This window comes from Streptomyces sp. NPDC007896 (genome assembly GCF_042959425.1).
Classification (GTDB): Bacteria; Actinomycetota; Actinomycetes; order Streptomycetales; family Streptomycetaceae; genus Streptomyces.
In genome coordinates this window covers 494,518-515,413 of the sequence record NZ_JBIBKX010000006.1, presented here as the reverse complement: position 1 = coordinate 515,413, position 20,896 = coordinate 494,518, and the positions used below count along the sequence as shown (strand labels likewise).

The window sequence follows — 20,896 nt, the reverse complement described above, 5'->3', positions numbered from 1 at the left end:
ATCGTGCCCCGCACAGACCTCCACCCCGCACCAGGAAGGTGTTCCCACCGTGGAAAACGGCGCCGCCCGGCCCGCCCCGGCAGTGATTGTCGCCATCGACGGCCCCTCCGGCACGGGCAAGTCGAGCACCTCCAAGGCCGTGGCCGCGCAGCTGGGCCTCAGCTACCTGGACACGGGCGCGCAGTACCGGGCGATCACCTGGTGGATGGTGACCAACGGCATCGACATCACGGACCCGACCGCGATCGCCGCCGTGGCCGGAAAGCCGGAGATCATCTCCGGGACCGACCCGTCCGCGCCGGCCATCACGGTCGACGGGACCGACGTCGCGGGCCCGATCCGCACCCAGGAGGTCACCTCCAAGGTCAGCGCGGTCAGCGCGGTGCCCGAGGTGCGCACCCGGATCACCGAGCTGCAGCGTTCGATCGCGGCCGCCGCCGAGCCGGGCATAGTCGTCGAGGGACGCGACATCGGCACCACCGTGCTGCCGGACGCCGATCTGAAGATCTTCCTCACCGCTTCCCCGGAGGCGCGTGCCTCCCGCCGCAGCGGTGAGCTGAAGGGCGCGGACGTCAACAGCACCCGCGAGGCCCTGCTCAAGCGGGACGCCGCCGACTCCAGCCGTAAGACCTCCCCCCTCGCCAAGGCGGACGACGCGGTCGAGGTGGACACCTCCGACCTCACGCTCCAGCAGGTCATCGAGTGCGTCGTCACCCTCGTCGAGGAGAAGCGAGCCGCCAAGTGACCGCACCCTCCGAGACAGGCGCCGAGGTAGGGCGCCGTATCGGCGTCGGCCTGATGTACGGGCTGTGGAAGCCGCGCGTGCTCGGCGCCTGGAAGGTCCCCGCGACCGGCCCGGCGATCCTGGCCGTGAACCACTCGCACGCCATCGACGGCCCGATGGTCATGGGCGTGGCGCCCCGCCCCACCCACTTCCTGATCAAGAAGGAAGCATTCATCGGCCCGCTCGACCCCTTCCTCCTCGCCATCGGCCAGGTGAAGGTGGACCGTGCGACCACCGACCGCACCGCCATCACCGACGCTCTCGGCGTCCTGTCGTCCGGTGGCGTGCTCGGGATCTTCCCGGAGGGCACCCGCGGTGAGGGCGACTTCGCCTCGCTGCGTGCCGGACTCGCGTACTTCGCGGTCCGCTCCGGCGCGCCGATCGTCCCGGTGGCGGTCCTGGGAAGTTCCGAGAAGAGCAGCCGGTTGACAAAGGCGCTGCCCCCGCTGCGCAGCCGGGTCGATGTCGTCTTCGGAGACCCCTTCGAGGCGGGCGACGGCAGCGGACGGCGTACCCGCAAGGCGCTGGACGAGGCGACCGCCCGCATCCAGAAGCAGCTGAGCGCCCACCTGGACCACGCCAGGCGTCTGACCGGACGCCCGGAAAACGCCGGGCGCCCCACCGGGCACTAGGCGACACTTGAGTAGTGGATCACCCGATATGCGGGCGGTCCACCGATCACCACGATGAACGACGAGGTACGGACTTCATGAACGACCACATCCAGCCCGACGGCTCGGCCGGCCCGGCCGAGCACGAGCACGGGGCGCTTGGCGATGCCGAGTACGCGGAGTTCATGGAGCTCGCCGCGGAAGAGGGCTTCGACATCGAGGACGTCGAGGGCGCGATCGACGAGGCGGGCCATGGCCCGCTGCCCGTCCTCGCCGTCGTCGGCCGGCCCAACGTCGGCAAGTCGACCCTGGTGAACCGGATCATCGGCCGCCGCGAGGCGGTCGTCGAGGACAAGCCCGGCGTCACCCGCGACCGCGTCACCTACGAGGCCGAGTGGGCGGGCCGCCGCTTCAAGCTCGTCGACACCGGCGGCTGGGAGCAGGACGTCCTCGGCATCGACGCGTCCGTCGCCGCGCAGGCCGAGTACGCGATCGAGGCCGCCGACGCGGTCGTCTTCGTCGTCGACGCCAAGGTCGGCGCGACCGACACCGACGAGGCGGTCGTCCGCCTTCTCCGCAAGGCCGGCAAGCCTGTCGTCCTGTGCGCCAACAAGGTCGACGGCATGAGCGGCGAGTCCGACGCCTCGTACCTCTGGGCCCTCGGTCTCGGCGAGCCGCACCCCGTGTCCGCGCTGCACGGCCGCGGCACCGGCGACATGCTGGACGCCGTCCTGGAGGCGCTGCCCGAGGCTCCGGCGCAGACCTTCGGCACCGCGGTGGGCGGTCCCCGCCGCATCGCCCTCATCGGCCGCCCGAACGTCGGCAAGTCCTCGCTCCTGAACAAGGTGGCCAACGAGGACCGCGTGGTCGTCAACGAGGTCGCGGGCACCACCCGTGACCCGGTCGACGAGCTCATCGAACTCGGCGGCGTCACCTGGAAGTTCGTCGACACGGCGGGCATCCGCAAGCGCGTCCACCTCCAGCAGGGCGCGGACTACTACGCCTCGCTGCGCACGGCCGCCGCCGTCGAGAAGGCCGAGGTCGCGGTCATCCTGATCGACGCGTCCGAGACCATCTCCGTACAGGACCAGCGCATCGTGACGATGGCCGTCGAGGCGGGCCGCGCGATCGTCCTCGCCTTCAACAAGTGGGACACCCTCGACGAGGAGCGCCGCTACTACCTGGAGCGGGAGATCGAGACCGAGCTCCTCCAGGTGGCGTGGGCGCCCCGGGTGAACGTCTCGGCGCGCACCGGACGGCACATGGAGAAGCTCGTCCCCGCGATCGAGGCGGCCCTGGACGGCTGGGAGACCCGTGTCCCGACCGGCCGTCTGAACGCCTTCCTCGGCGAGCTCGTCGCCGCCCACCCGCACCCGGTCCGCGGCGGCAAGCAGCCCCGCATCCTCTTCGGTACGCAGGCGGGCACCAAGCCTCCGCGGTTCGTGCTCTTCGCCTCCGGCTTCATCGAGCACGGCTACCGGCGCTTCATCGAGCGCCGGCTGCGCGAGGAGTTCGGCTTCGAGGGGACGCCGATCCACATCTCCGTACGGGTGCGCGAGAAGCGCGGCACCAAGAAGAAGTGACGTAGCGACAGGTGAGGGGCGGCTCCCATGGGAGCCACCCCTCACCTGTTCAACCGATTCTGCTCACAGCCCCCTGCGGGGCGCGGGCGGCAGCGCGGCCGGGATGTGGTGCAGTCCCGTACCGTGCATGCGCGCCACCGGCTGCCAGACGCCGGTCGTCGACGCGCCGTGACCGTGCTGGGAGCCGCCGTTGCGCGCGGAGTACGCCCCCGCGCTGTAGGAGCTGTACGACGAGGAATACGAGGATCCGCCGTACGCGCTGGAACCCTGCGTCAGGATCCCGAAAGCCGTGAAGCCGAGCTCGTCCTCGCCGTGGCGGTCACCGGGCAGGGCCCTGAACGATCTGACCCACTCGGCGTAGAGCGCGTCATAGATCGGCGTGGCCGATGGGCTGCGGGGAGGATCCTGAGCCGATCGCGCGGCCGGGATCTGCTGGAAGGGCTGGCGGCGGGGGGCGTCGTAGGTGTGCACGTATGTGCCAACGACCCCACAGCCCAACAGATGCGGTCACACCTTTGCTTCAGCCCGCCCCGTCAGAGGCGCAAGCCCTTCAGGGGTGCGGGGAACTGCGCGACCAGCCACGACGGACCCGCACAAGGCGACGCACCGCAGCTCCCCGGCTCGACCCAGTGGAACGCTCACGTTCCGGCGAGCGGCATCGCGGCGGCCACCAACTTCCCGTTCGCCGCCGCCTTGTCCAGCGCGTCCCGCAGCAGATCCTCCCGCGGCTGCCGCCCGATCGACCCGACCGGCGCCGCGAACAGCAGCACCTGCTGGTGCTTGTTGGCGGCGGCGCGCCAGCTCTCGGCGACCTGGAGCGCCTGGTGCGCCTGCCACCAGGCGACGGGCGACCCGCCCCCGGTGCCCGGCTGGAGCACGGCGTGCAGCTGCCCCATGGCGAGCAGCACGGACCACCCGTGCAGCACCGGCGGCACCGAGCTCAGCTCGGTCACCGGCATGAACCCCTGTTCGATGAGGAGCGGCAGGAAGTCGTCACCGATGTCCGTCGAGCCGGGCCGCACGATGGGCCCCGTCGGCTCGACGACGAGCGCGGGGTGCAACTCGCCGCTGATCAGGATGAGTCCGCTGGTCACGCCGAGCACGGCCTGCTCGGGCGCGGCCTGGGCGGGCACGCCGTCGGGGTTGATCGAGCGGACGGCGCCCTGGAGTTGCTCCTCGGTGACCTGGACGACCTGTGAGGGCAGACAGGTGGCGTGGGCGAAGGCGAGGACGGCGGTCTCGTCGCCGATGAACAGGACGGTGCTGGTGCGCTCCTGTTCCGAGTCGCCCGGGGTGCGGCAGGACGTGCAGTCGTAACTGCCCGGGGCGTTCTCTCCGGCGAGCAGCCGGTCGGCTTCTTCGTCGCCGATCTCGGCGCGTACGTCGTCGCTGACGTCGAGCATGCGCGGCACGGGTGGCTCCTCGGGATGCGGTACGTGGCGATGCCGGGTGGCTCCCGGCCCATGAATCCGGGGGTCCCGGCTCATGAAGATGACAACGGGCGATCTGTGGCCGGAGTCACGCCCGGGAGCGAACGGAATCGAACCATCCGACGCGCAGGGTGATCCCTTGTGCGGAATCTGTTACTCCGAGCCAACTTCGTGTGCGTTCAAGGAAGTTGGTTCCGTGAAGTGGGTCACAGGTCACTTGGGTGTCTGGTCGACAAATCGTGAAATCAGCCTATGAAGTGGGTGGCTGAAAATCGCCGATACCCACGGTAACTGTGAACTGGCCTCGAATGACATGGAGTTGGTTGATATCGGGGCGACCCCTCCATAGATTTCTCGGCCGTGTGCACAGAGCACCGCTCGGGTACGTCCGCCGGCCGAACCGTACGACTGGTTCACAGCACCACCTCCGGCGGACGGGGCGGAGCACGACGACCGCGTCCTACGCGCAGGAAGTCGCGCCCCGCCTTGGGGGATCCCGGGTGTTTCGAGAGGGAACTACATGTCCGCATGTGCCGATAACACTCGTAAGGTTCGTACGACGCGTACGACGGCGGTCCTCGCCGGGGCGGCTCTGCTCGCCCCGCTCGGACTGCTCGCCGCGACCGGCAACGCCGCCGCGGCCGACAGCGGAGTGTGGGACCGCATCGCCAAGTGCGAGAGCGGCGGAAACTGGCACATCAACACCGGCAACGGCTACTACGGAGGACTGCAGTTCTCCGCCGGCACCTGGCGGGCGTACGGCGGTTCGGCCTATGCGTCGACCGCCGACAAGGCCTCCAAGGCCGCCCAGATAGCCGTTGCCACCAAGGTCCAGAACGCACAGGGATGGGGCGCCTGGCCCACCTGTTCGGCGCGGGCCGGAGCGTACGGCAACGCTCCCGCGTCCTCGGGCGCCGCGTCGTCCGGAGGGTCGGCCACCACGAAGTCGGCCCCCAAGGCGGCACCCAGGTCGACGTCGAAGTCGGCCTCCAAGTCGGCTCCCACCAAGTCGACGACCAAGTCGGCCCCCGCACAGGCGTCCGAGGCCCCGGCGCGCGCATCCGGCCACACGAACCGCGCGGCGTCCCGCGGCGACTACACCGTCCGCGGCGGCGACACCCTGAGCGGCATCGCGGAGCGGCACGGAACGACCTGGCGGAAGATCTACGCCGCCAACCGGGCGGTCATCGGCGGTGACCCCGACCTGATCATGCCCGGCCAGCGCCTCGACCTCTGAGCCCCGGCTCCGCCCCGCCGCCCCACCCCGGTCCTCCGACCGGGTGGGCTCCGGGCGCGGCGAGGCGGACACGCCCGGTGTGCTGCTTAGCGTGACCCGATGCACATCGATCCGACGCCGTCGCCCCTGTTGAACAAGCGCATGCGGTACGTGGCCGCGACCGTCGTCGCCGCCACCCTGGCCGTCCTCGTTCCCGCGAGGGCGGCCGTCGCGTCCCCGTCCCCGTTGTCCCCGTTGTCCCCGTTCTCCGGCCAGCCGGCGGGGCGGGTGTCGTACAACTGTGCGCGGGACCAGTGGCCCTGGGGCTGCCTCGCCAAGTGCGAGAGCGGCGGGCGCTGGCACGCGAACACCGGAAACCACCACTACGGAGGACTGCAGTTCAGGCAGGCCACCTGGGTGGCGTTCGGAGGCCGGGCGTACGCCCCGCGTGCGGACCTGGCCCGGCGGAAGGAGCAGATCAAGGTCGCCAAGCGGGTGCTGCGCGCCCAGGGGTGGGGCGCCTGGCCCGTCTGTGCCAAGAGGTACAAACTCCGGGGCCGCACACGTGTGATGAACCCCGGTCGGACGTTCTAGGTCTCCCGGCGGCGCACTTCGGCCGCCTCTGCGCTGAACGCGACCGAGCCCCGGCTCAGTTCATGGACGTAGGTTGCCCGGCCCGCCCGTTCGCGCAGACCGGGCGGCAGCCGCTGCTCGGCGACCACCACGCACGCGTCGAGGCCGCCGAGGAGTTCGTACGTGCGGGCCGCGACCGCCGGTGACATGCCCTGCGCGGGCTCGTCGACGAGCACCACGCGCGCGCGTGCCAGCAGGGCGCGGGAGAGGGCGAGCATGCGCTGCTCGCCCCCGGAGAGGGTGCCGGCGCGGCGTGGGAGGAGAGGCTCCAACTGCGGGTACGCGTCGAGGGCGGGAGCGAAGTCGGGCGCGGCCAGCACCAGGTGCTCGCGGACCGTGAGCGAGCCGAAGACGGCCCGGCGCTCCGGGACCAGGCACAACCCGCGCCGGGCCCGTTCGAAGGCGGGCAGCCGGGTCACGTCCACCCCGTCCCAGACGACCGTGCCGTCGGACAGCGGCACGGTTCCCGCGAGGGCGCGCAGGGCGGTCGTACGGCCCGAGCCGTTGCGGCCGAGCAGCACGGTGAGGCCGGGGCCGGGCGCGACCAGGGTCACGCCGTGCAGGGCCTCCAGGGGGCCGTAGCGCACGCGCGCGTGGCGCAGCGAGATGTTCATCCGCGCCCCCGCTCCAGTACGTGGCGGGCGGGGCCGGAGGTGACGACGCGTCCGGCGGTCATGACATGGACGACGTCGGCGAGGTCGGCGACCAGATCGAGGTCGTGCTCGACGACCAGCAGGGCCGTGCCGTCCGCGGCGAGTGCGCGCAGCACCCGGGCCAGCGCGGTCACTTCGGCGGTGTCCAGGCCCGCGGCGGGCTCGTCGAGCAGCAGCACGTGCGGACTTCCCGCGAGGGCCCGCGCCAGCTCGACGCGTCGGAGCGTCCCGGTCGGCAGGCCCTCGGCGGGCAGCGCGCGGACCGGGCCGTCGAGCCCGAACAGCCGCAACGCACGTTCCGCCGCGGCGGGATCGGCGATCCGGCCCTGCTCCGCCCCCACTTGCACGTTCTCGGCCACCGTCAACGAGGGGAAGACGGCCAGCTGCTGGAAGGTCCGCGCGATGCCGAGCCGGGTCCGGGCGTGCGCGGGGAGCCGGGTGATGTCCTGTTCGCCGAACAGCACCCGGCCCTGCGACGGGCGCAGCGTGCCGGCGAGGCAGTGGAACAGGGTGCTCTTGCCGGCCCCGTTGGGCCCCACGACAGCGGTGACCCACCCGGGCCGGACCTCGAGATCGACCCCGTCGAGCGCGGTGAAACCGCCGTAGGCGACCCGTATACCTCGGGCGAGCAGCGATGCGGGGGCCGGCACGGCAGGAGTGTGTGGGGTGTCCGGCCGGCGGGATGTCGTGCCCTGCCGGGGTATGGCGGGTTCCGGTCCGGTGCCGTCCGGCCGTTCGTCGGCGGGCGGTTGGGCGGCGGGCGGTTGGTCGGTGGGCCCCGTCTCCACCGACCGCAGTCGTCGCCGCACCCGCGCCCCCAGCGGGGTCGGCGTCGCCCGGCGGCGTGGCCGGAGCCGGGACGTCGCCGTGCGCAGGGCCTCGTACGGGCCACCGGGGAACCGGCCGACGAGTACCGCGAGCACCCCGATCAGCGCCGCGGCGACCCCGCCGCGCGCCCCCGCGTCGAGCCCCACCAGCAACGCCGCCGCGGCCAGCGCGCCGAGGGCGCTGTCAGCGCCGAGGACCACGACCGCCGCGAACCAGAGCAACCCGCGCACCGGGTCGTACGCCGTCGCGTCGAAGGCGCGCAGACCCATGCCGAGCATCCCCCCACCCAGCGCGGCCAGGGCGGCGCCCGCCACGAACGCCGTCAGCTTCAGCGAGGGGACCCGTACGCCCGCCGCCGAGGCGCCCGACGCGTGGTCGCGCATCGCGGCCAGGGCGCGGCCCGTACGGCCCCGGCGCATGGCCCCCGTCGCCAGCAACGCGGCCGCCAGCAGCCCCAGTTCGAGCACGTAGTACGCGCGGTCTCCGTCGAAGCCCGCCGGGCGGTCCAGGGACAGCCCCGAGGTCGCGTAGGGCTGGGCGAAGACGAAACGGCTGACGCCCACCCCCACGGCGAACGTCGCCAGGGCCAGCGCCAGGCCGTGGCGGCTGATCGCCGGCCAGCCGGTCAGGACCCCGAGCGGGGCGACCAGCACCACCGCCACCGCCAGCGCGGCCAGTTCGGGCAGACGGGGCAGTCCGGGGAAGCGGCCGGCGGCCAGCAGCGCGGTGAACAGCGCGCCCAGACCCGCGTACGCCGCCTGCCCGAGGGAGATCTGACTGCCGCGGCCCGTCACCACGACCAGGGACAGGAGCACCACACCCAGCGCGGGCACCTGCACCGATGTGTGCAGGTCCGAGCCCGCGAGGCCGAGCGGCAGCAGGAACAGGACGACCGCGACGATCCACGCGCCCGGGGGCGTCGCCGCCCGGGTCCTCGCCGTACGCGGCAGGGCGTCACGGTCGCCGATCCCCGGCAGGACGAGCGCCGCGACCAACAGGGCCACCACGAACAGGTTCGCGCCCACCGCCTGGAGCAGCGGCTCCGCCCAGCCCGCCGGATGCAGCCGCGTCAGCTGACTCTGCGCGACCCCGAGACCCAGCGCCACCACGACGGCCACCGGGAGGCTGCGCATCCGGGCGGCGACGGCCACCGCCATCACCTCCATGACGAGCAACGGCATGCCGTACGGATCGAGTCGTACGTACGGCGCCAGGAGCACGCCCGTCAGGCCCGCCGTGAAGGAGCCGAACGCCCAGCCCGCGGCGGCCACCCGGTCCGCGTCGATGCCGCCGAGCACGGCGAGCGAGCGGTCGTCGACGACGGCCCGCAGTTCCGTGCCGAAACGCGTCCAGCGCGTCACGCCCCCCACCCCGACCGCCAGTGCGAGGGCGACCGCCACCTGTCCCCACGGGTCCGCCGACACCAGCGTCGGCGCGTCCGCGCGCGCCCCGGTGCCCCACACCAGCGCGGCCCCGCCGACCAGCAGCACGAAGACGCCGAGAGACGCGACCAGCGTCTGCGCCGGGTCGCCGCCGAGGACGGACAGGGGGCGGAAGACGAACCGTTCCAGGGCCACGCCGACCGCGGGGGCCACCAGCAGCAGCGTCACCGCGGCACCGAGCGCGAGCGGCCAGCCCCACACCACCGTGAACTGCCGCAGCAGATACGCGCACACCATCGCGATCGCGCCGTGCGCGAAGTTCAGCACCCCGGTCGCCCGGTGGGTGACGACCAGCCCGATCCCGGTGAGCGCCGCCGCGCCGCCGACCGAGAGCCCGGCCAGCGTGAGGTCGTAGGTCAGGGAGCCGCTCATCACCGCTCCGGCGCGGGCGACCGCTCGGCCGCGGGCGGCTCACAGATCGGGCACGGGCCCAGCTCCCCGCTCGCCAGCACCCGCGAGTCCACCGGCACGGCGGTCGGCTTCCCCGCGACCAGCGGGCAGTCCGCGCGGTGCCACAGCGTGCCCCCGGGGACCATCAGCAGTTCCCCGCTGACGGCGAGGGGCGCCACGGCGGCCTGTTCGGACCGCTCCGCGTCGGCGGGCTCCGTCGCCACCAGCAACCCGTACAACTCCTCGACGCGCGCCGCCGCCAGGGCGTTCCTGCCGTGCGTGAGCAGCACCGCGCCCGCGACGATCAGCGCGGCCCCGGGAATCGTGCAGGACGCCAGGTAGGGCAACTGCCGTTCCGCGTACCGCTCGCCCGAGACGCCGTACCAGCCGATGACGCACAGCACCGCCCCGGCGGCGAGCGCGGCGCACCCGGCCCACAGGACGGGGTGCACGGTCCGCAGTCGAGGTGTCCGCATCCTGGCTCCCAGACGTCGTGTGGCTGTCTGTCTTCCAAGTCCGCCAATGGACTTGCACTATGCCTTCTGGAAGCTGACCCTGAAAGCTCCGGGCGCGGTCGGCCCGGACCGACACCCGGTGGTGAGCCAGCATGGTTCTCGGGAGCGACCTCAGGCGGGACAACGGCCGGGGGGTGGCGGCGCTGGTCGTGCTCGTCCTCGCCGGGGCCCTCACGGCGTGCGGCGACAGCAGCGGCGGCGGGAGTTCGACCCCTCCGCCCACCCCCACCGTGGAGCGGCCCAGCAGCGCGCCGCCCAGCCCGACCGGCCCGGACGACCCGGCGGCGGCCGAGAACCAGGTCAGGCGGAACTGGGAGAAGTTCTTCTCCCCGTCCGTCCCGGTCAAGGACAAACTGAACTACCTGGAGAACGGCGACAGGATGACCGCGGTCGTCCAGGGCTTCAGCGGCGACAAGCGTGGTCAGCAGGTCGCGGCCCAGGTCCAGAAGGTCGTGTTCACCGCGCCGGCCGAGGCCGAGGTGACGTACGCGCTGACCCTGAAGGGCGCGACCGCCCTGCCGAACGCCTCCGGGACGGCCGTCTACGAGAACGGCACCTGGAAGGTCTCCGACAACACCCTCTGCGCACTGGTCGCGCTGAGCGGCGACGGATCCGCGACCCCGGCCGGCTGCTGACCCGCCGTGCGCTCCAAGGGTGTTCCCGAAGGAGTCCTCGCCGCGGGCCTGCCGCTCCTGCTGGGCACGGCACTCGTCCTGGGCACGGCGGCCTGCGGCAGCCGTCTGCCCGAGAGCGACTTCGAGCACCGGACCACGCCCGCCCCGCAGGGCACCGCCCCGCTGCGGGTCGGCATCGTCACCAGCGCCACCAGCCCCGTCGGCGGCTCCGCCTTCACCGGCCCGCGCGACGGGGCCAAGGCCTACTTCGACCGCCTCAACGCGCGCGGGGGCATCGGCGGCCGCCCGGTCGAGGTGCACACCTGCGACGACGGCGGCAGCGGCGTGGGCGACAACGAGTGCGTGCACCGGCTCATCGACGAGGACAAGGTCGTCGCCCTCGTCGCCACCACCGCCCTCGACTACGCGGGCGCCTCCCGGGTGTCCGCCGCGGGGGTGCCCGACATCGGCGGACAGCCCATCGGCGCGGCCTACGACACCTATCCGCACCTCTACGGGATCTACGGCAGCCTTGCGCCCCGCGAGGGAACACCGGGCTGGGGCGGGAAGCTGTACGGCGGTACCGAGGTCTACCGCTACTTCAAGCGCGTCCAGGGCGCCCGTACGGCCGCCGTGATCTCCTACAACCAGTCCGCGTCGGCCGCGTACGCCCGGCTCGTCACCCGGGGTCTGAAGGCCGAGGGCTACCAGGTGGTCACCGAACAGGTCGACTTCGCGCTGCCCAACTTCCGCGCCGCCGCGGCCGATCTCAAGGACCAGGGCGCCGACCTCGTCTTCGACGCCCTCGACACGCACGGCAACGCCCAGCTGTGCAAGGCGATGGACGACGTCGGCGCCAAGGTCATCGCCAAGGTCACCAACGTGCAGAACTGGACCTCCACCGTCCCCGAGGACTACAAGGACGCACCGCGCTGCCGCAACGCCCTGTGGGTGACCGGATCCAGCCGGAACTACGAGGACACCTCCGACGCCGCCGTCCGCGTGTTCCGGGACGCCACCAAGGGACTGCCGACTCACTCCCAGTGGCAGCTGGAGGGCTGGGCGGCCGCGATGTGGTTCACGGACGCCGCGAAGTCCTGCGCGAAAACGGGCGTCACACGCGCGTGTGTCGACCGCTTCATGAACAGCGGCGCCCCGTACACCGCCGACGGCCTGCTGATCCCCGTCTCCTCCGAGCGCCTGCCCACACCCCCGAAGACCCGCCGGACCTGCGTCTCGGTGGCCCGCTGGGAGGACGGCAGGGGCTGGGTCTCCCAGGGCGACATGAACAGCGACTGCTTCGACGTGCCGCAACTGCCGTACGAACCCTGACGTGCCTCGGCAGTCCTGCGCGCCCTGATGTGCGCGTGAGAAGCAACCATTCACCCGGGCCTGGGGTCTATCCCGACAGGAGGCGGATCCGACGGAGGACCCGGTGGCGCCGCCCCGCACGAAAGGGCGCCCGCATGATGACGCCGGTCCCGCGGACCGCTCGGCACCGCGCCGACCCGGACGCCGCCGTGCCCCCGTGCGTCGACTGCATCGCCGACTCCGCGGGCGGACTGACCTTCGACGTCGCCGAGACCGGCGAGCCGGGTGCCGCGCTCCTGGTGCTGCGCCGCCGCGAGGGCCACGAGGAGGTCAGCCTGCCGCTGACCCCCACCGGGGACGGCCGGCTGCGCGCCGCGCTGCCCAGCGGCGTCGCCCTGCCCGAGGGCCGCTGGGACGCCTACGCCCAGGTCGCGGGAGGCGAGCCGCGACGACTGGCCCCGGGCGCCAACGACCTGCGCTCGCTCGTCGCCCGGGTCCCCAGCGGCTCCCTCGGCCATGTCGCCGTGCGCATCCCGTACGCGACCCGGCACGGCAACCTCTCCGTGCGCAGCTGGCTGCGGGCCCCGCACGCGGAGGCCGTCGAGCTGTACCGGGGAGAGCGGGGACTGGGCGTACGAGGCCGGGTGTACGGCATCCCCCTCGCGCCGGACGCGCATGCCGAGGTCTGCCACCGGGATGCGGCGGGTCCGCTGATCCGCGCGGAAGTGGCCGTGGAGCAGGCGGAGTTCGGCTTCACGGTGGCATACGGCGCCCTGCGGCCCGGCGTCTGGGACCTCTGGCTGCGCCCGGCGGGGGAGGGCGGGCCCCGGGTACGGATCGCGCGGCTGCTCGACGACATCGCCGACAAGGGCCCCTTCCTCATCCATCCGAGGGTGCCGGTGAAGACCCTGTACGGCCCGGTGGAGGCCGGGCCCTACTACACGCGGGACAACGACCTGTCCGTGACGGTCACCGCGGCCGGCTGACCGCGCCCGGCGCCGGGAGCGCCTTGCGGACAGTGGTTGTCCGCAAGGGCTGGCAGACTCGACGCCATGTTGGAGACATCGGCACGACTGCTGCGGTTGCTCTCACTGCTCCAGGCCCACCGCGAATGGTCCGGGGCCGATCTGGCGGGCCGTCTGGGCGTGACGCCCCGCACGATCCGCCGCGATGTGGACCGGCTGCGCGAGCTGGGCTATCCCGTCAACGCCAGCCCGGGCACGGGAGGCGGCTACCAACTCGGCGCGGGCGCCGAGCTGCCGCCGCTGCTGCTGGACGACGACGAGGCGGTGGCCGTCGCCGTCGGGCTGCGCACGGCCGCCGGGCAGGGCATCGAGGGCATCGGCGAGACCTCCGTACGCGCCCTCGCCAAGCTCGAACAGGTACTGCCGAGCCGACTGCGCCGCCGCGTGAGCGCCCTCAACGCCTTCACCGTGCCGATGCTGCGCGGCCCCCAGCCCTCCGCCGTGGACCCGGGCGTGCTCACGGAACTCGCCAACGCCTGCCGCGACGGTGAGCGGCTGCGCTTCGAGTACCGCGACCACGGCGGCTCCCCGACCCGCCGGACCGTCGAACCACACCGCCTGGTGTGCACCGAGCACCGCTGGTACCTGGTCGCCTGGGACGTCGACCGCGACGACTGGCGCACGTTCCGGGCCGACCGCATCACCCCCAGGCCTCCGCACGGACCCCGCTTCACCCCCCGTACGCCACCGGCCGAGGATCTGGCGGCGTACGTCTCCAAAGGGGTCTCCACGCGCGCGTACGCCTCACAGGCGGTCGTCCGGCTCTTCGTGCCCCTGGAAGAGGCGGCCGAGCGGATCTCCCCCTCGGCGGGAACGCTGGAAGCCTCCGGGCAGGACAGCTGCGTCCTGCGCACCGGCGCCGCCGGCCTCGACGTGATGGTGATTCACGTGATGCTGATGGGCTTCGAGTTCGAGGTCCTGGAGCCGGCCGAACTCACCGAGGCGATCAGGACGGCCCGGGACCGGCTGTCCCGGGCGCTGGAGCGGCCTCCTGAGCGATCGCCCCGTACTGGGGATGGTGCAGGTCGAACGCCGGGCTCTCGGAGCGGATCCGGGGCAGCGTGACGAAGTTGTGCCGGGGCGGCGGACACGAGGTCGCCCACTCCAGGGAGCGGCCGAAGCCCCAGGGGTCGTCCACCTCGACCTTCGTGCCGTACCGGGACGTCTTCCACACGTTGTAGAGGAACGGCAGCGTCGACATGCCCAGCAGGAACGCGCCGATCGTCGAGACGGTGTTGAGCGCCGTGAAGCCGTCGGCGGCCAGATAGTCCGCGTACCGGCGCGGCATGCCCTCGGCACCCAGCCAGTGCTGCACCAGGAACGTCGTGTGGAAGCCGACGAAGAGCGTCCAGAAATGGATCTTCCCGAGCCGTTCGTCGAGCATCTTGCCGGTGAACTTGGGCCACCAGAAGGAGAAGCCGCCGAAGGTCGCGAAGACGACGGTGCCGAAGACGACGTAGTGGAAGTGCGCGACCACGAAATACGAGTCGGTGACCTCGAAGTCCATCGGCGGCGAGGCCAGGATCACTCCGGTCAGACCGCCGAACAGGAACGACACCAGGAAGCCGATGGCCCACAGCATGGGCGTCTCGAAGGAGAGCGAGCCCTTGATCATCGTCCCGCTCCAGTTGAAGAACTTCACCCCCGTGGGCACCGCGATCATGAACGACATGAAGGAGAAGTACGGCAGCAGCACCGCGCCCGTCGCGAACATGTGGTGCGCCCACACCACGATCGACAGACCGGTGATGGCCATCGTCGCGGCGACCAGCGTCAGATAGCCGAAGATCGGCTTCCTGCTGAAGACCGGCAGGATCTCCGTGATGATCCCGAAGAACGGCAACGCGATGATGTAGACCTCGGGATGCCCGAAGAACCAGAACAGGTGCTGCCACAGCAGCGCGCCACCGTTGGCCGCCTCGAACACCACCGACCCGAAGCGCCGGTCCGCCTCCAGCACCAGCAGCGCCGCCGCGAGCACCGGGAACGCGAAGAGGACGAGGATCGAGGTGAAGAGGATGTTCCAGGTGAAGATCGGCAGCCGGAACATCGTCATGCCGGGGGCCCGCATCCCGACGATGGTCGTGATGAAGTTCACCGCGCCGAGGATCGTGCCGAAGCCCGTCAGCGCCAGGCCCATGATCCACATGTCGGCGCCGATGTTCGGCGAGCGCTCCAGGCTGTTGAGCGGGGCATAGGCGAACCAGCCGAAGGAGGCGGGCCCGTCGGGCACCATGAGCGAGCTGAGGACGATCAGGCCGCCGAAGAGGAAGAACCAGTACGACAGCATGTTCAGACGGGGGAAGGCGACGTCCGGGGAGCCGATCTGCAGCGGCATGATCTCGTTGGCGAACCCGGCGAAGGTCGGGGTGGCGAACAGCAGCAGCATGATCGTGCCGTGCAGGGTGAACAACTGGTTGAACTGGTTGTTGTCCACGATCTGCAGACCGGGCCGGGCGAGTTCGGCGCGCATCACCAACGCCATCAGACCGCCGATGAGGAAGAAGGCGAAGGACGTGATCAGGTAGAGGTGGCCGATCTTCTTGTGGTCCGTCGTGGTGAGCCAGTCCACGGCCAGCCGTCCCGGCCGCTGCCTCGTGTGGACGGGTCGCGCCGTCGCCTGCGCGGTCTCCGTGCCCATTGCTCGCCCCTTCGCCGTCGCGCCGTGGGCCTGCCCGAAGCTCACGCCATGGTGCTTGCGTCGCTCCGCGCTCCGACAGAGGGTGTGCGGGGGTTCTGTGCTGGAACCGTGCATTTCCTATGCGGTGTCAGCTTCCGCGACATGCCCCGGAATCGGAATGGAAATGCTTCGCCCCACGCGATCTCGACGAGGGACTCCGCGCTTTTCATTGGGTTAATCGGGACGGCGTCACGCTAGTACCGAATTACGTTCGAAGGCGTGCGGGACACGTACGGAACCCCTCGTACGTGTGACGGAGTTCGGCCGAAACGGGTGTCGTGATCCTGTGACAGAAGCGTGACCGGAGGGGGATGGGTGACGCATGGTCGCCGTCCTGACTTCCCCCGCCGCGGTCGGCCGCCTAACGTGGCGGTCATGGCACCCATTCCCACCCCGCCCGCAGAGCCCCAGGACAGTCCGCAGGCCTATGTCGGCCTGGAGGCGAGGAACGCCGAGCACCGCGCCCGGGAGCACGGCTGGTCCACGGTGCGCTCGCTGCCGCCCGGCGCGATCATCACCATGGAGTACCGCACGGGCCGGCTGAACTTCGAGGTCACCGACGGCCGGGTGACCCGCTGCTGGAAGGGCTGAGGCCACGGAGGCCGAATCCACGGAGGCCGGGAGGCCGAATCCACGGGATGCGCGAAGGCCCCCGGCTCACGAGCCGGGGGCCTTCGCCGTGCGGGGAGGTTGTGCGTACCGGCCCCGCTGTTCTCCATGATCGGTCCGTTGCGCCTCATCCGCCTGTCAGCGGCCGGGCGGACGTCGTCGTGGCGGTGCGCGCCGCGCGGTCCGAGTGCGGTGGACGGCGGCTGCCGACCGGGGTGACCGGGGTGCGCTCCGAGCGGGTCGTGTGCGGTCCCGGCGCCAGGTAGACCGGCGCCCGGGGCGGGCGGCCGGTGGCCACCGCCGCGCGCGCGGGAACCTCCTCGTCCACCGGGACCGACTGCTTGACCAGCACGGGCGCACCGACCGGGGAGCCGACCGGAGCCTCGGCCGGGACGGGCAGCGCACGGCCGCGGCGGGCGCGCCAGGCGTCGCGCAGGGTGAACAGGCCGGTCTCGGCGCGGGCGATCAGCGGCTCGCACCACGGCAGCGCCAGCAGGATCAGCAGACCGGCGGCCCAGCCCAGCAGCACATCGCTCAGCCAGTGCGTACCGAGGTAGACGGTGGTGAGGCCGACGCCGAGCGAGGTCACGGCGGACAGCGCCGAAAGCCAGCGCCTCGCCCGCGGGGTGGAGGCCAGATAGGCCAGGATTCCCCAGGTCACGACAGCGTTCGCGGTGTGGCCCGAAGGGAATATATCGCCGCCGAGGCCCATCTCGTTCGAGCCGATCGTGATGGCGTAGTGCGGGCCGAGGCGGCCCATGCCGAGCTTCGCGGCGCCGACCGTGATGTTGAGCAGCAGCAGTGAGGCGCCCAGCGTGAGCAGCGGGCGCAGGGTGTGCTGCCGCCAGGAGCGCCAGCCGAGCCACGCGGCGACCATCACGGCGGTCGGGCCGCGCTGGCCCAGCACCACGTAGTAGTCGAGGAACGCGTGGATCTCCGGCCACTGCTGATAGGGCCGGAAGAACATGACCTGCCAGTCGAACCGGACCAGCCACGATGTGATCGCAACGGCCCACACGATGGCCACGTAGAAGGCCAGGGTGGCTCCGAAGAGCACAACCCTGTGCCTGCTCATCTTCGGCACATCGATGTTCGCCGGCCGTTCCGGCTCACGGTCCAACCGGGCGAAGACCCGGTCCAGACGGGTGAGGTTTCGTTCGGTACGCACTCAATCGACGTTACAGCGAGTGAGCTGCGTTCCAGGCCGAATCACTCGCTTTGTGATGACGATGTGATGTGGGATTCCTCTCAGGGCGATGTTTAATTCCAATGATTCTCTAATCATCGACGCCCCGATCCTTCAATTCCATTGATCGGCTCGGGGTTCGGTTTTATGCCACTTTTGAATTCGTTCACCGAATCCTGGGGTGAAATTCTCCGGCCGCTCACCGAGCGTCAAGGGGTGGATCATGGCGGACCGGAGCCGTTCAGCCAGAACGCCCCGTAGAGCGCGGAGGCCATCGCCGCACCACCGAGAATCAGCGCTGACCTGGACGTACGCAGTCGGGCCAGGGGCAGCGCGAGGGGGAGCAAGAGGGGGAAAGCGGGCAGCAGGAGGCGCGGTTTCGAGCCGAAGTAACTCGACGCGCACAGGGCGAGCGCGATGACGATCCCCGCGTACACCAGCAGAGCCGGCGGCTGGCCCTGTCGTACGCACGTCACGTACAGCCAGACGATCAGTGCGACTCCGACGATCAGTCCGACGCCGGCCAGAGCCGACGGAAATGACGTGAACTTGTCGCCCACGAAGCGGGCGAACGCGTACCCGCCGTCGAATCCGTTGCGCCAGCCCGCCTGGACGTCGAGATAGCCGAGCGGCCCCTTGCCCGTGCGACGGCCGACCCAGAGCACATACCCGGCGGCGCCGAGCGGCGCGAGAAGCATGCCGAGGGCGCGTCGGAGCACGGTCGCGCCGTGCGCGGGGCGCGCGCTTCGATCCCGCACGAACGAGGTGATGGCCGCCACCCACAGGGCCGCGATCACCGCGGCCCCCACCGGGCGGGTCAGCCCGGCGAACGCGGCGAGCAGGCCCGCCGTCACCCAGCGGCCGGTCAGCACCGCGTAGAGCGACCAGGCGGCGAGTGCCGTGAAGAGGGACTCGCTGTACGCCATCGACTGCACGATGCCGACGGGCAGCACCGCCCAGACCAGCGCCGCGCAGACGCCCACGCGGGGGCCGTACACGTGGTCCGCGACGGCGAAGATCCCCCAGGCCGCGGCGAGCGAGGCCAGCGTGCTGACCAGCAGCCCGGCATCCGCGTACGACAGAGGGGTGAGCGCCGAGACGAGCCGCTCCAGCCAGGGCAGCAGCGGGAAGAACGCGAGGTTCGAGTGGACGTCGCCGTTGGGCAGCCGCACCTCGTAGCCGTAGCCGAGATCGGCGACGCGGGTGTACCAGAGCGAGTCCCAGCGCGCCGTCAGCAGTTTGTGGGCGCTCTTGCCGTTCGCCGCGCTCCACAGGGCGAGCGTGAGGACGCCCAGGGCCCGCACCGCGGCGTACCCGAGGAGGGCGGGCGCGGCCCGGCGTGGCGCGCTCGCGCCGGGCGGCGTCGCGAGGGGCGTCTCAAGATCGGTCACGGGCTCGATTATCGACGGCGAGCGGAACCGGTCGGCCGTCCGGGGCGTGGTGCCCCAGAGGGAGCGTGGCGTACGCCACATGCTCGGCAAGAAGAACGTGAGAGGTCTGCCACGTGTATGAGACAGGAACTCGCGTACGCTGGCCGCTCACTCGCCTTTGATGCGTGCGTCCGGGACCCCGCTCCTCCAGGACCGCAGCCGCAGGGAGTCCCCACCCAGCGGATCGCCGAACGCGAGGGAACATCTGGGAGGTACGTACATGTCCGGGACGACCACGGCCGCCGCGCGTCGCCGTCGGGAGGCCGGAGCCGGTGCCAACCGCTGGGTCGTCCTTGTGGTGCTGTGCGCCAGCCTGCTCCTCGTGGCCCTCGACGCCACCGTGCTGCACGTCGCGGTGCCCGCCGTCACCGAGGACCTCAAGCCCGGCGCGATAGAACTGCTCTGGATCGTCGACGTCTACCCGCTCGTCTGCGCAGCGCTGCTGATCCTCTTCGGCACGCTGGGTGACCGGGTGGGCCGCAGACGGGTGCTCCTCCTCGGATACGGACTCTTCGGCATCGCCTCCGGGATCGCCGCGCTCGCCGACAACGCCCAGGTCCTCATCGGCGCGCGCGCCCTGCTCGGCGTCGGCGGCGCGATGATCATGCCCGCGACCCTGTCGATCCTGCGCCAGGTCTTTCCCGACCGGCGGGAGCGGGCGCTCGCGATCGGCATCTGGAGCGCGGTCGCCGCGGTGGGCGCGGCGGTCGGGCCGCTGCTCGGCGGGTTCCTCCTCGAACACTTCTGGTGGGGATCGGTCTTCCTCGTCAACATTCCGCTGATGCTGATCAGCCTGCCGATCGGACGGCTGCTGCTGCCCGAGTCCTACGGCGACCGCGACGGTCCCTGGGACGTGGTGGGGGCCCTGATGGCCGCCGCCGGGCTTTTCGGGCTCGTGCTCGGGGTCAAGCGGCTCGGCGGCGGTGAAGCGCCGTTCGGTCCGTTCACGCTGGCGCCGCTGGTCGTGGGCGGCGCGCTGATGTTCGCCTTCGTACGGCGCCAGCGGCGGCGTGCGCATCCGCTGGTGGACCTGCGGATGTTCTCGCGGCCCGCGTTCAGTACGTCCGTGTGCTGCATCGTCCTGGCCATGCTCGCGCTGGTCGGCCTTGAGCTGATCGCCGCGCAGTACCTGCAACTGGTCCTCGGGCTCTCGCCCCTGCAGACCGGGCTGCGGCTGCTGCCGCTCACCTTCGCGGCGATGGCCGCGGGGCTCGCGGGGGCGCGGCTGCTGCGACGGTTCGGGCCGCGCGCGATGGTCTGTTTCGGGTTCTGTCTCACGGCGGTGGCCGTCGTCACGCTCACCGCGATGGGCGGCGACGACAACACCGGGCTGCTGCTGTTCGGGTTCGTGCTGCTCGGGTTCGGGCTGGAGACGACGCTCTTCGGGGCGTACGAGTCGATGCTGAGCGAGGCGCCGCCGGCGCAGGCGGGTGGGGCGGCGGCGATCGGCGAGACCTCGTACCAGCTGGGGGCGGGGATCGGGATCGCGCTTCTGGGGAGTGTGATGAACGCGGCGTACGCGCCCGGACTGTCGTCCGTACCGGGGGTCTCGCCGGGGGACTCCGCCGCGGCGGGGCACTCGTTGGGAGAGGCCTACGACGTCGCCGCGCGACTTGGCGGGGTGCGGGGTGCGGCCCTGCGTCATGCGGCTCGGGACTCCTTCGTGCACGGGCTGCATGTGACGTTGCTCGTCAGTGCGGGGTTGTTGTTGCTGGGGGCGGGGATGGCGTTGCGGTTGCCCCGGGTCATGGAGTGCGGGGTGCCTGTGGCGGGCTCGGCGGAGATTCCGGCGCCCCGGGGGGTTGCGGAGTCCCGCGTCTCGGCGTAGCCGGGATTCACCCACCCACGCACCACCTGTTTCCACCATGCCGACACGTGCGGGTCTCCCACGGGGCTACCCGTCCGTCGGCGCCTGCCGGTCCGCTCGGAGAGCGGCCCACCGGTGGCTGAGCACCG

19 protein-coding genes are annotated in these 20,896 nt (G+C 71.6%); 11 read left to right on the top strand and 8 right to left on the bottom strand.

The annotated features are described in order from the left end of the window. Nucleotides 1–49: 49 nt before the first annotated feature. From cmk to der, 3 genes are all read left to right on the top strand, one after another. Nucleotides 50–745, top strand: a complete 696-nt coding sequence (cmk, locus tag ACFZDJ_RS22500; protein ID WP_168507759.1) for a (d)CMP kinase — start codon at nt 50–52, stop codon at nt 743–745. Continuing rightward, nucleotides 703–1,416, top strand: a complete 714-nt coding sequence (locus ACFZDJ_RS22495) for a 1-acyl-sn-glycerol-3-phosphate acyltransferase (RefSeq protein ID WP_390933999.1) — start codon at nt 703–705, stop codon at nt 1,414–1,416. Before cmk ends, ACFZDJ_RS22495 begins: the two co-directional genes overlap by 43 nt. 77 nt (nt 1,417–1,493) lie before the next feature. Next, complete coding sequence (der, locus tag ACFZDJ_RS22490; protein ID WP_168507757.1) at nt 1,494–2,978, top strand: ribosome biogenesis GTPase Der; 1,485 nt, start codon at nt 1,494–1,496, stop codon at nt 2,976–2,978. A gap of 63 nt (nt 2,979–3,041) precedes the next feature. Here der and ACFZDJ_RS22485 read toward each other — a convergent pair whose 3' ends face one another. Together ACFZDJ_RS22485 and ACFZDJ_RS22480 are read right to left on the bottom strand one after the other, a co-directional pair. Further along, entirely contained in the window at nt 3,042–3,449 is a 408-nt protein-coding gene (locus ACFZDJ_RS22485; protein ID WP_385373656.1) for a hypothetical protein, read from the bottom strand. Between the two features lie 167 nt (nt 3,450–3,616). After that, complete coding sequence (locus ACFZDJ_RS22480) at nt 3,617–4,390, bottom strand: hypothetical protein (RefSeq protein ID WP_099923453.1); 774 nt, start codon at nt 4,388–4,390, stop codon at nt 3,617–3,619. Nucleotides 4,391–4,928: 538 nt separating this feature from the next. On the opposite strand from ACFZDJ_RS22480, the gene ACFZDJ_RS22475 reads away from it, so the two are divergent. Next, on the top strand, nt 4,929–5,645 hold the full coding sequence (locus ACFZDJ_RS22475; protein WP_390934000.1) for a transglycosylase family protein: 717 nt from the start codon (nt 4,929–4,931) through the stop codon (nt 5,643–5,645). Between the two features lie 99 nt (nt 5,646–5,744). Beyond that, complete coding sequence (locus tag ACFZDJ_RS22470) at nt 5,745–6,218, top strand: transglycosylase family protein (protein WP_391060945.1); 474 nt, start codon at nt 5,745–5,747, stop codon at nt 6,216–6,218. Here the strand turns inward: ACFZDJ_RS22470 and ACFZDJ_RS22465 are convergent. From ACFZDJ_RS22465 to ACFZDJ_RS22455, 3 genes are read right to left on the bottom strand one after another with little or no spacing between them, the layout of a single operon-like run. Further along, complete coding sequence (locus tag ACFZDJ_RS22465; RefSeq protein WP_391060943.1) at nt 6,215–6,871, bottom strand: ATP-binding cassette domain-containing protein; 657 nt, start codon at nt 6,869–6,871, stop codon at nt 6,215–6,217. The genes ACFZDJ_RS22470 and ACFZDJ_RS22465 overlap by 4 nt on opposite strands. Further along, the gene (locus ACFZDJ_RS22460; protein WP_391060941.1) at nt 6,868–9,552 is read right to left on the bottom strand and encodes an ATP-binding cassette domain-containing protein; all 2,685 of its coding nucleotides are present in this window, start codon (nt 9,550–9,552) and stop codon (nt 6,868–6,870) included. The genes ACFZDJ_RS22465 and ACFZDJ_RS22460 overlap by 4 nt, the downstream gene beginning before the upstream one ends. After that, complete coding sequence (locus ACFZDJ_RS22455; protein WP_390934004.1) at nt 9,552–10,046, bottom strand: hypothetical protein; 495 nt, start codon at nt 10,044–10,046, stop codon at nt 9,552–9,554. The genes ACFZDJ_RS22460 and ACFZDJ_RS22455 overlap by 1 nt, the downstream gene beginning before the upstream one ends. A gap of 131 nt (nt 10,047–10,177) precedes the next feature. On the opposite strand from ACFZDJ_RS22455, the gene ACFZDJ_RS22450 reads away from it, so the two are divergent. The 4 genes from ACFZDJ_RS22450 to ACFZDJ_RS22435 all read left to right on the top strand — a co-directional run bounded on the left by ACFZDJ_RS22450 (nt 10,178) and on the right by ACFZDJ_RS22435 (nt 14,100). Next, entirely contained in the window at nt 10,178–10,720 is a 543-nt protein-coding gene (locus ACFZDJ_RS22450) for a hypothetical protein (RefSeq protein WP_384906420.1), read from the top strand. Nucleotides 10,721–10,768: 48 nt separating this feature from the next. Next, nucleotides 10,769–12,031, top strand: coding sequence for an ABC transporter substrate-binding protein (locus tag ACFZDJ_RS22445; RefSeq protein WP_391060984.1), 1,263 nt, complete (start codon nt 10,769–10,771; stop codon nt 12,029–12,031). A 137-nt stretch (nt 12,032–12,168) separates the two neighbouring features. Continuing rightward, on the top strand, nt 12,169–12,996 hold the full coding sequence (locus tag ACFZDJ_RS22440) for a hypothetical protein (RefSeq protein WP_391060982.1): 828 nt from the start codon (nt 12,169–12,171) through the stop codon (nt 12,994–12,996). 66 nt (nt 12,997–13,062) lie between these two features. Beyond that, nucleotides 13,063–14,100 (top strand): helix-turn-helix transcriptional regulator, encoded by a 1,038-nt coding sequence (locus ACFZDJ_RS22435; protein ID WP_384906419.1) that lies wholly within the window; start codon nt 13,063–13,065, stop codon nt 14,098–14,100. Here ACFZDJ_RS22435 and ctaD read toward each other — a convergent pair. Then, complete coding sequence (gene ctaD, locus ACFZDJ_RS22430) at nt 13,982–15,676, bottom strand: cytochrome c oxidase subunit I (protein WP_390934006.1); 1,695 nt, start codon at nt 15,674–15,676, stop codon at nt 13,982–13,984. The two genes, ACFZDJ_RS22435 and ctaD, sit on opposite strands and share 119 nt — an antisense overlap. Nucleotides 15,677–16,090: 414 nt before the next feature. Here ctaD and ACFZDJ_RS22425 point away from each other — a divergent pair, with 414 nt between their 5' ends. After that, nucleotides 16,091–16,306, top strand: a complete 216-nt coding sequence (locus ACFZDJ_RS22425) for an I78 family peptidase inhibitor (RefSeq protein WP_067364968.1) — start codon at nt 16,091–16,093, stop codon at nt 16,304–16,306. Between the two features lie 145 nt (nt 16,307–16,451). Here ACFZDJ_RS22425 and ACFZDJ_RS22420 read toward each other — a convergent pair whose 3' ends face one another. Both ACFZDJ_RS22420 and ACFZDJ_RS22415 read right to left on the bottom strand, forming a co-directional pair. After that, on the bottom strand, nt 16,452–17,492 hold the full coding sequence (locus tag ACFZDJ_RS22420; RefSeq protein ID WP_168507739.1) for a phosphatase PAP2 family protein: 1,041 nt from the start codon (nt 17,490–17,492) through the stop codon (nt 16,452–16,454). Between the two features lie 239 nt (nt 17,493–17,731). Continuing rightward, nucleotides 17,732–18,901, bottom strand: a complete 1,170-nt coding sequence (locus tag ACFZDJ_RS22415; RefSeq protein WP_391060939.1) for a glycosyltransferase family 39 protein — start codon at nt 18,899–18,901, stop codon at nt 17,732–17,734. 259 nt (nt 18,902–19,160) lie between these two features. Here ACFZDJ_RS22415 and ACFZDJ_RS22410 point away from each other — a divergent pair, with 259 nt between their 5' ends. After that, nucleotides 19,161–20,768, top strand: a complete 1,608-nt coding sequence (locus ACFZDJ_RS22410; RefSeq protein ID WP_390934010.1) for an MFS transporter — start codon at nt 19,161–19,163, stop codon at nt 20,766–20,768. Nucleotides 20,769–20,896: the final 128 nt, after the last annotated feature.

Bases quoted from the DNA above. Each gene is read 5' to 3' on its own strand.
- ACFZDJ_RS22425 (WP_067364968.1), top strand. From the start codon at position 16,091: ATGGCACCCATTCCCACCCCGCCCGCAGAGCCCCAGGACAGTCCGCAG.
- ACFZDJ_RS22465 (WP_391060943.1), bottom strand. From the start codon at position 6,871: ATGAACATCTCGCTGCGCCACGCGCGCGTGCGCTACGGCCCCCTGGAG.
- ACFZDJ_RS22410 (WP_390934010.1), top strand. From the start codon at position 19,161: ATGTCCGGGACGACCACGGCCGCCGCGCGTCGCCGTCGGGAGGCCGGA.
- ACFZDJ_RS22470 (WP_391060945.1), top strand. From the start codon at position 5,745: ATGCACATCGATCCGACGCCGTCGCCCCTGTTGAACAAGCGCATGCGG.
- ACFZDJ_RS22460 (WP_391060941.1), bottom strand. From the start codon at position 9,552: ATGAGCGGCTCCCTGACCTACGACCTCACGCTGGCCGGGCTCTCGGTC.
- ACFZDJ_RS22475 (WP_390934000.1), top strand. From the start codon at position 4,929: ATGTCCGCATGTGCCGATAACACTCGTAAGGTTCGTACGACGCGTACG.
- ACFZDJ_RS22450 (WP_384906420.1), top strand. From the start codon at position 10,178: ATGGTTCTCGGGAGCGACCTCAGGCGGGACAACGGCCGGGGGGTGGCG.
- der (WP_168507757.1), top strand. From the start codon at position 1,494: ATGAACGACCACATCCAGCCCGACGGCTCGGCCGGCCCGGCCGAGCAC.
- ACFZDJ_RS22455 (WP_390934004.1), bottom strand. From the start codon at position 10,046: ATGCGGACACCTCGACTGCGGACCGTGCACCCCGTCCTGTGGGCCGGG.
- ACFZDJ_RS22435 (WP_384906419.1), top strand. From the start codon at position 13,063: ATGTTGGAGACATCGGCACGACTGCTGCGGTTGCTCTCACTGCTCCAG.
- ctaD (WP_390934006.1), bottom strand. From the start codon at position 15,676: ATGGGCACGGAGACCGCGCAGGCGACGGCGCGACCCGTCCACACGAGG.
- ACFZDJ_RS22440 (WP_391060982.1), top strand. From the start codon at position 12,169: ATGACGCCGGTCCCGCGGACCGCTCGGCACCGCGCCGACCCGGACGCC.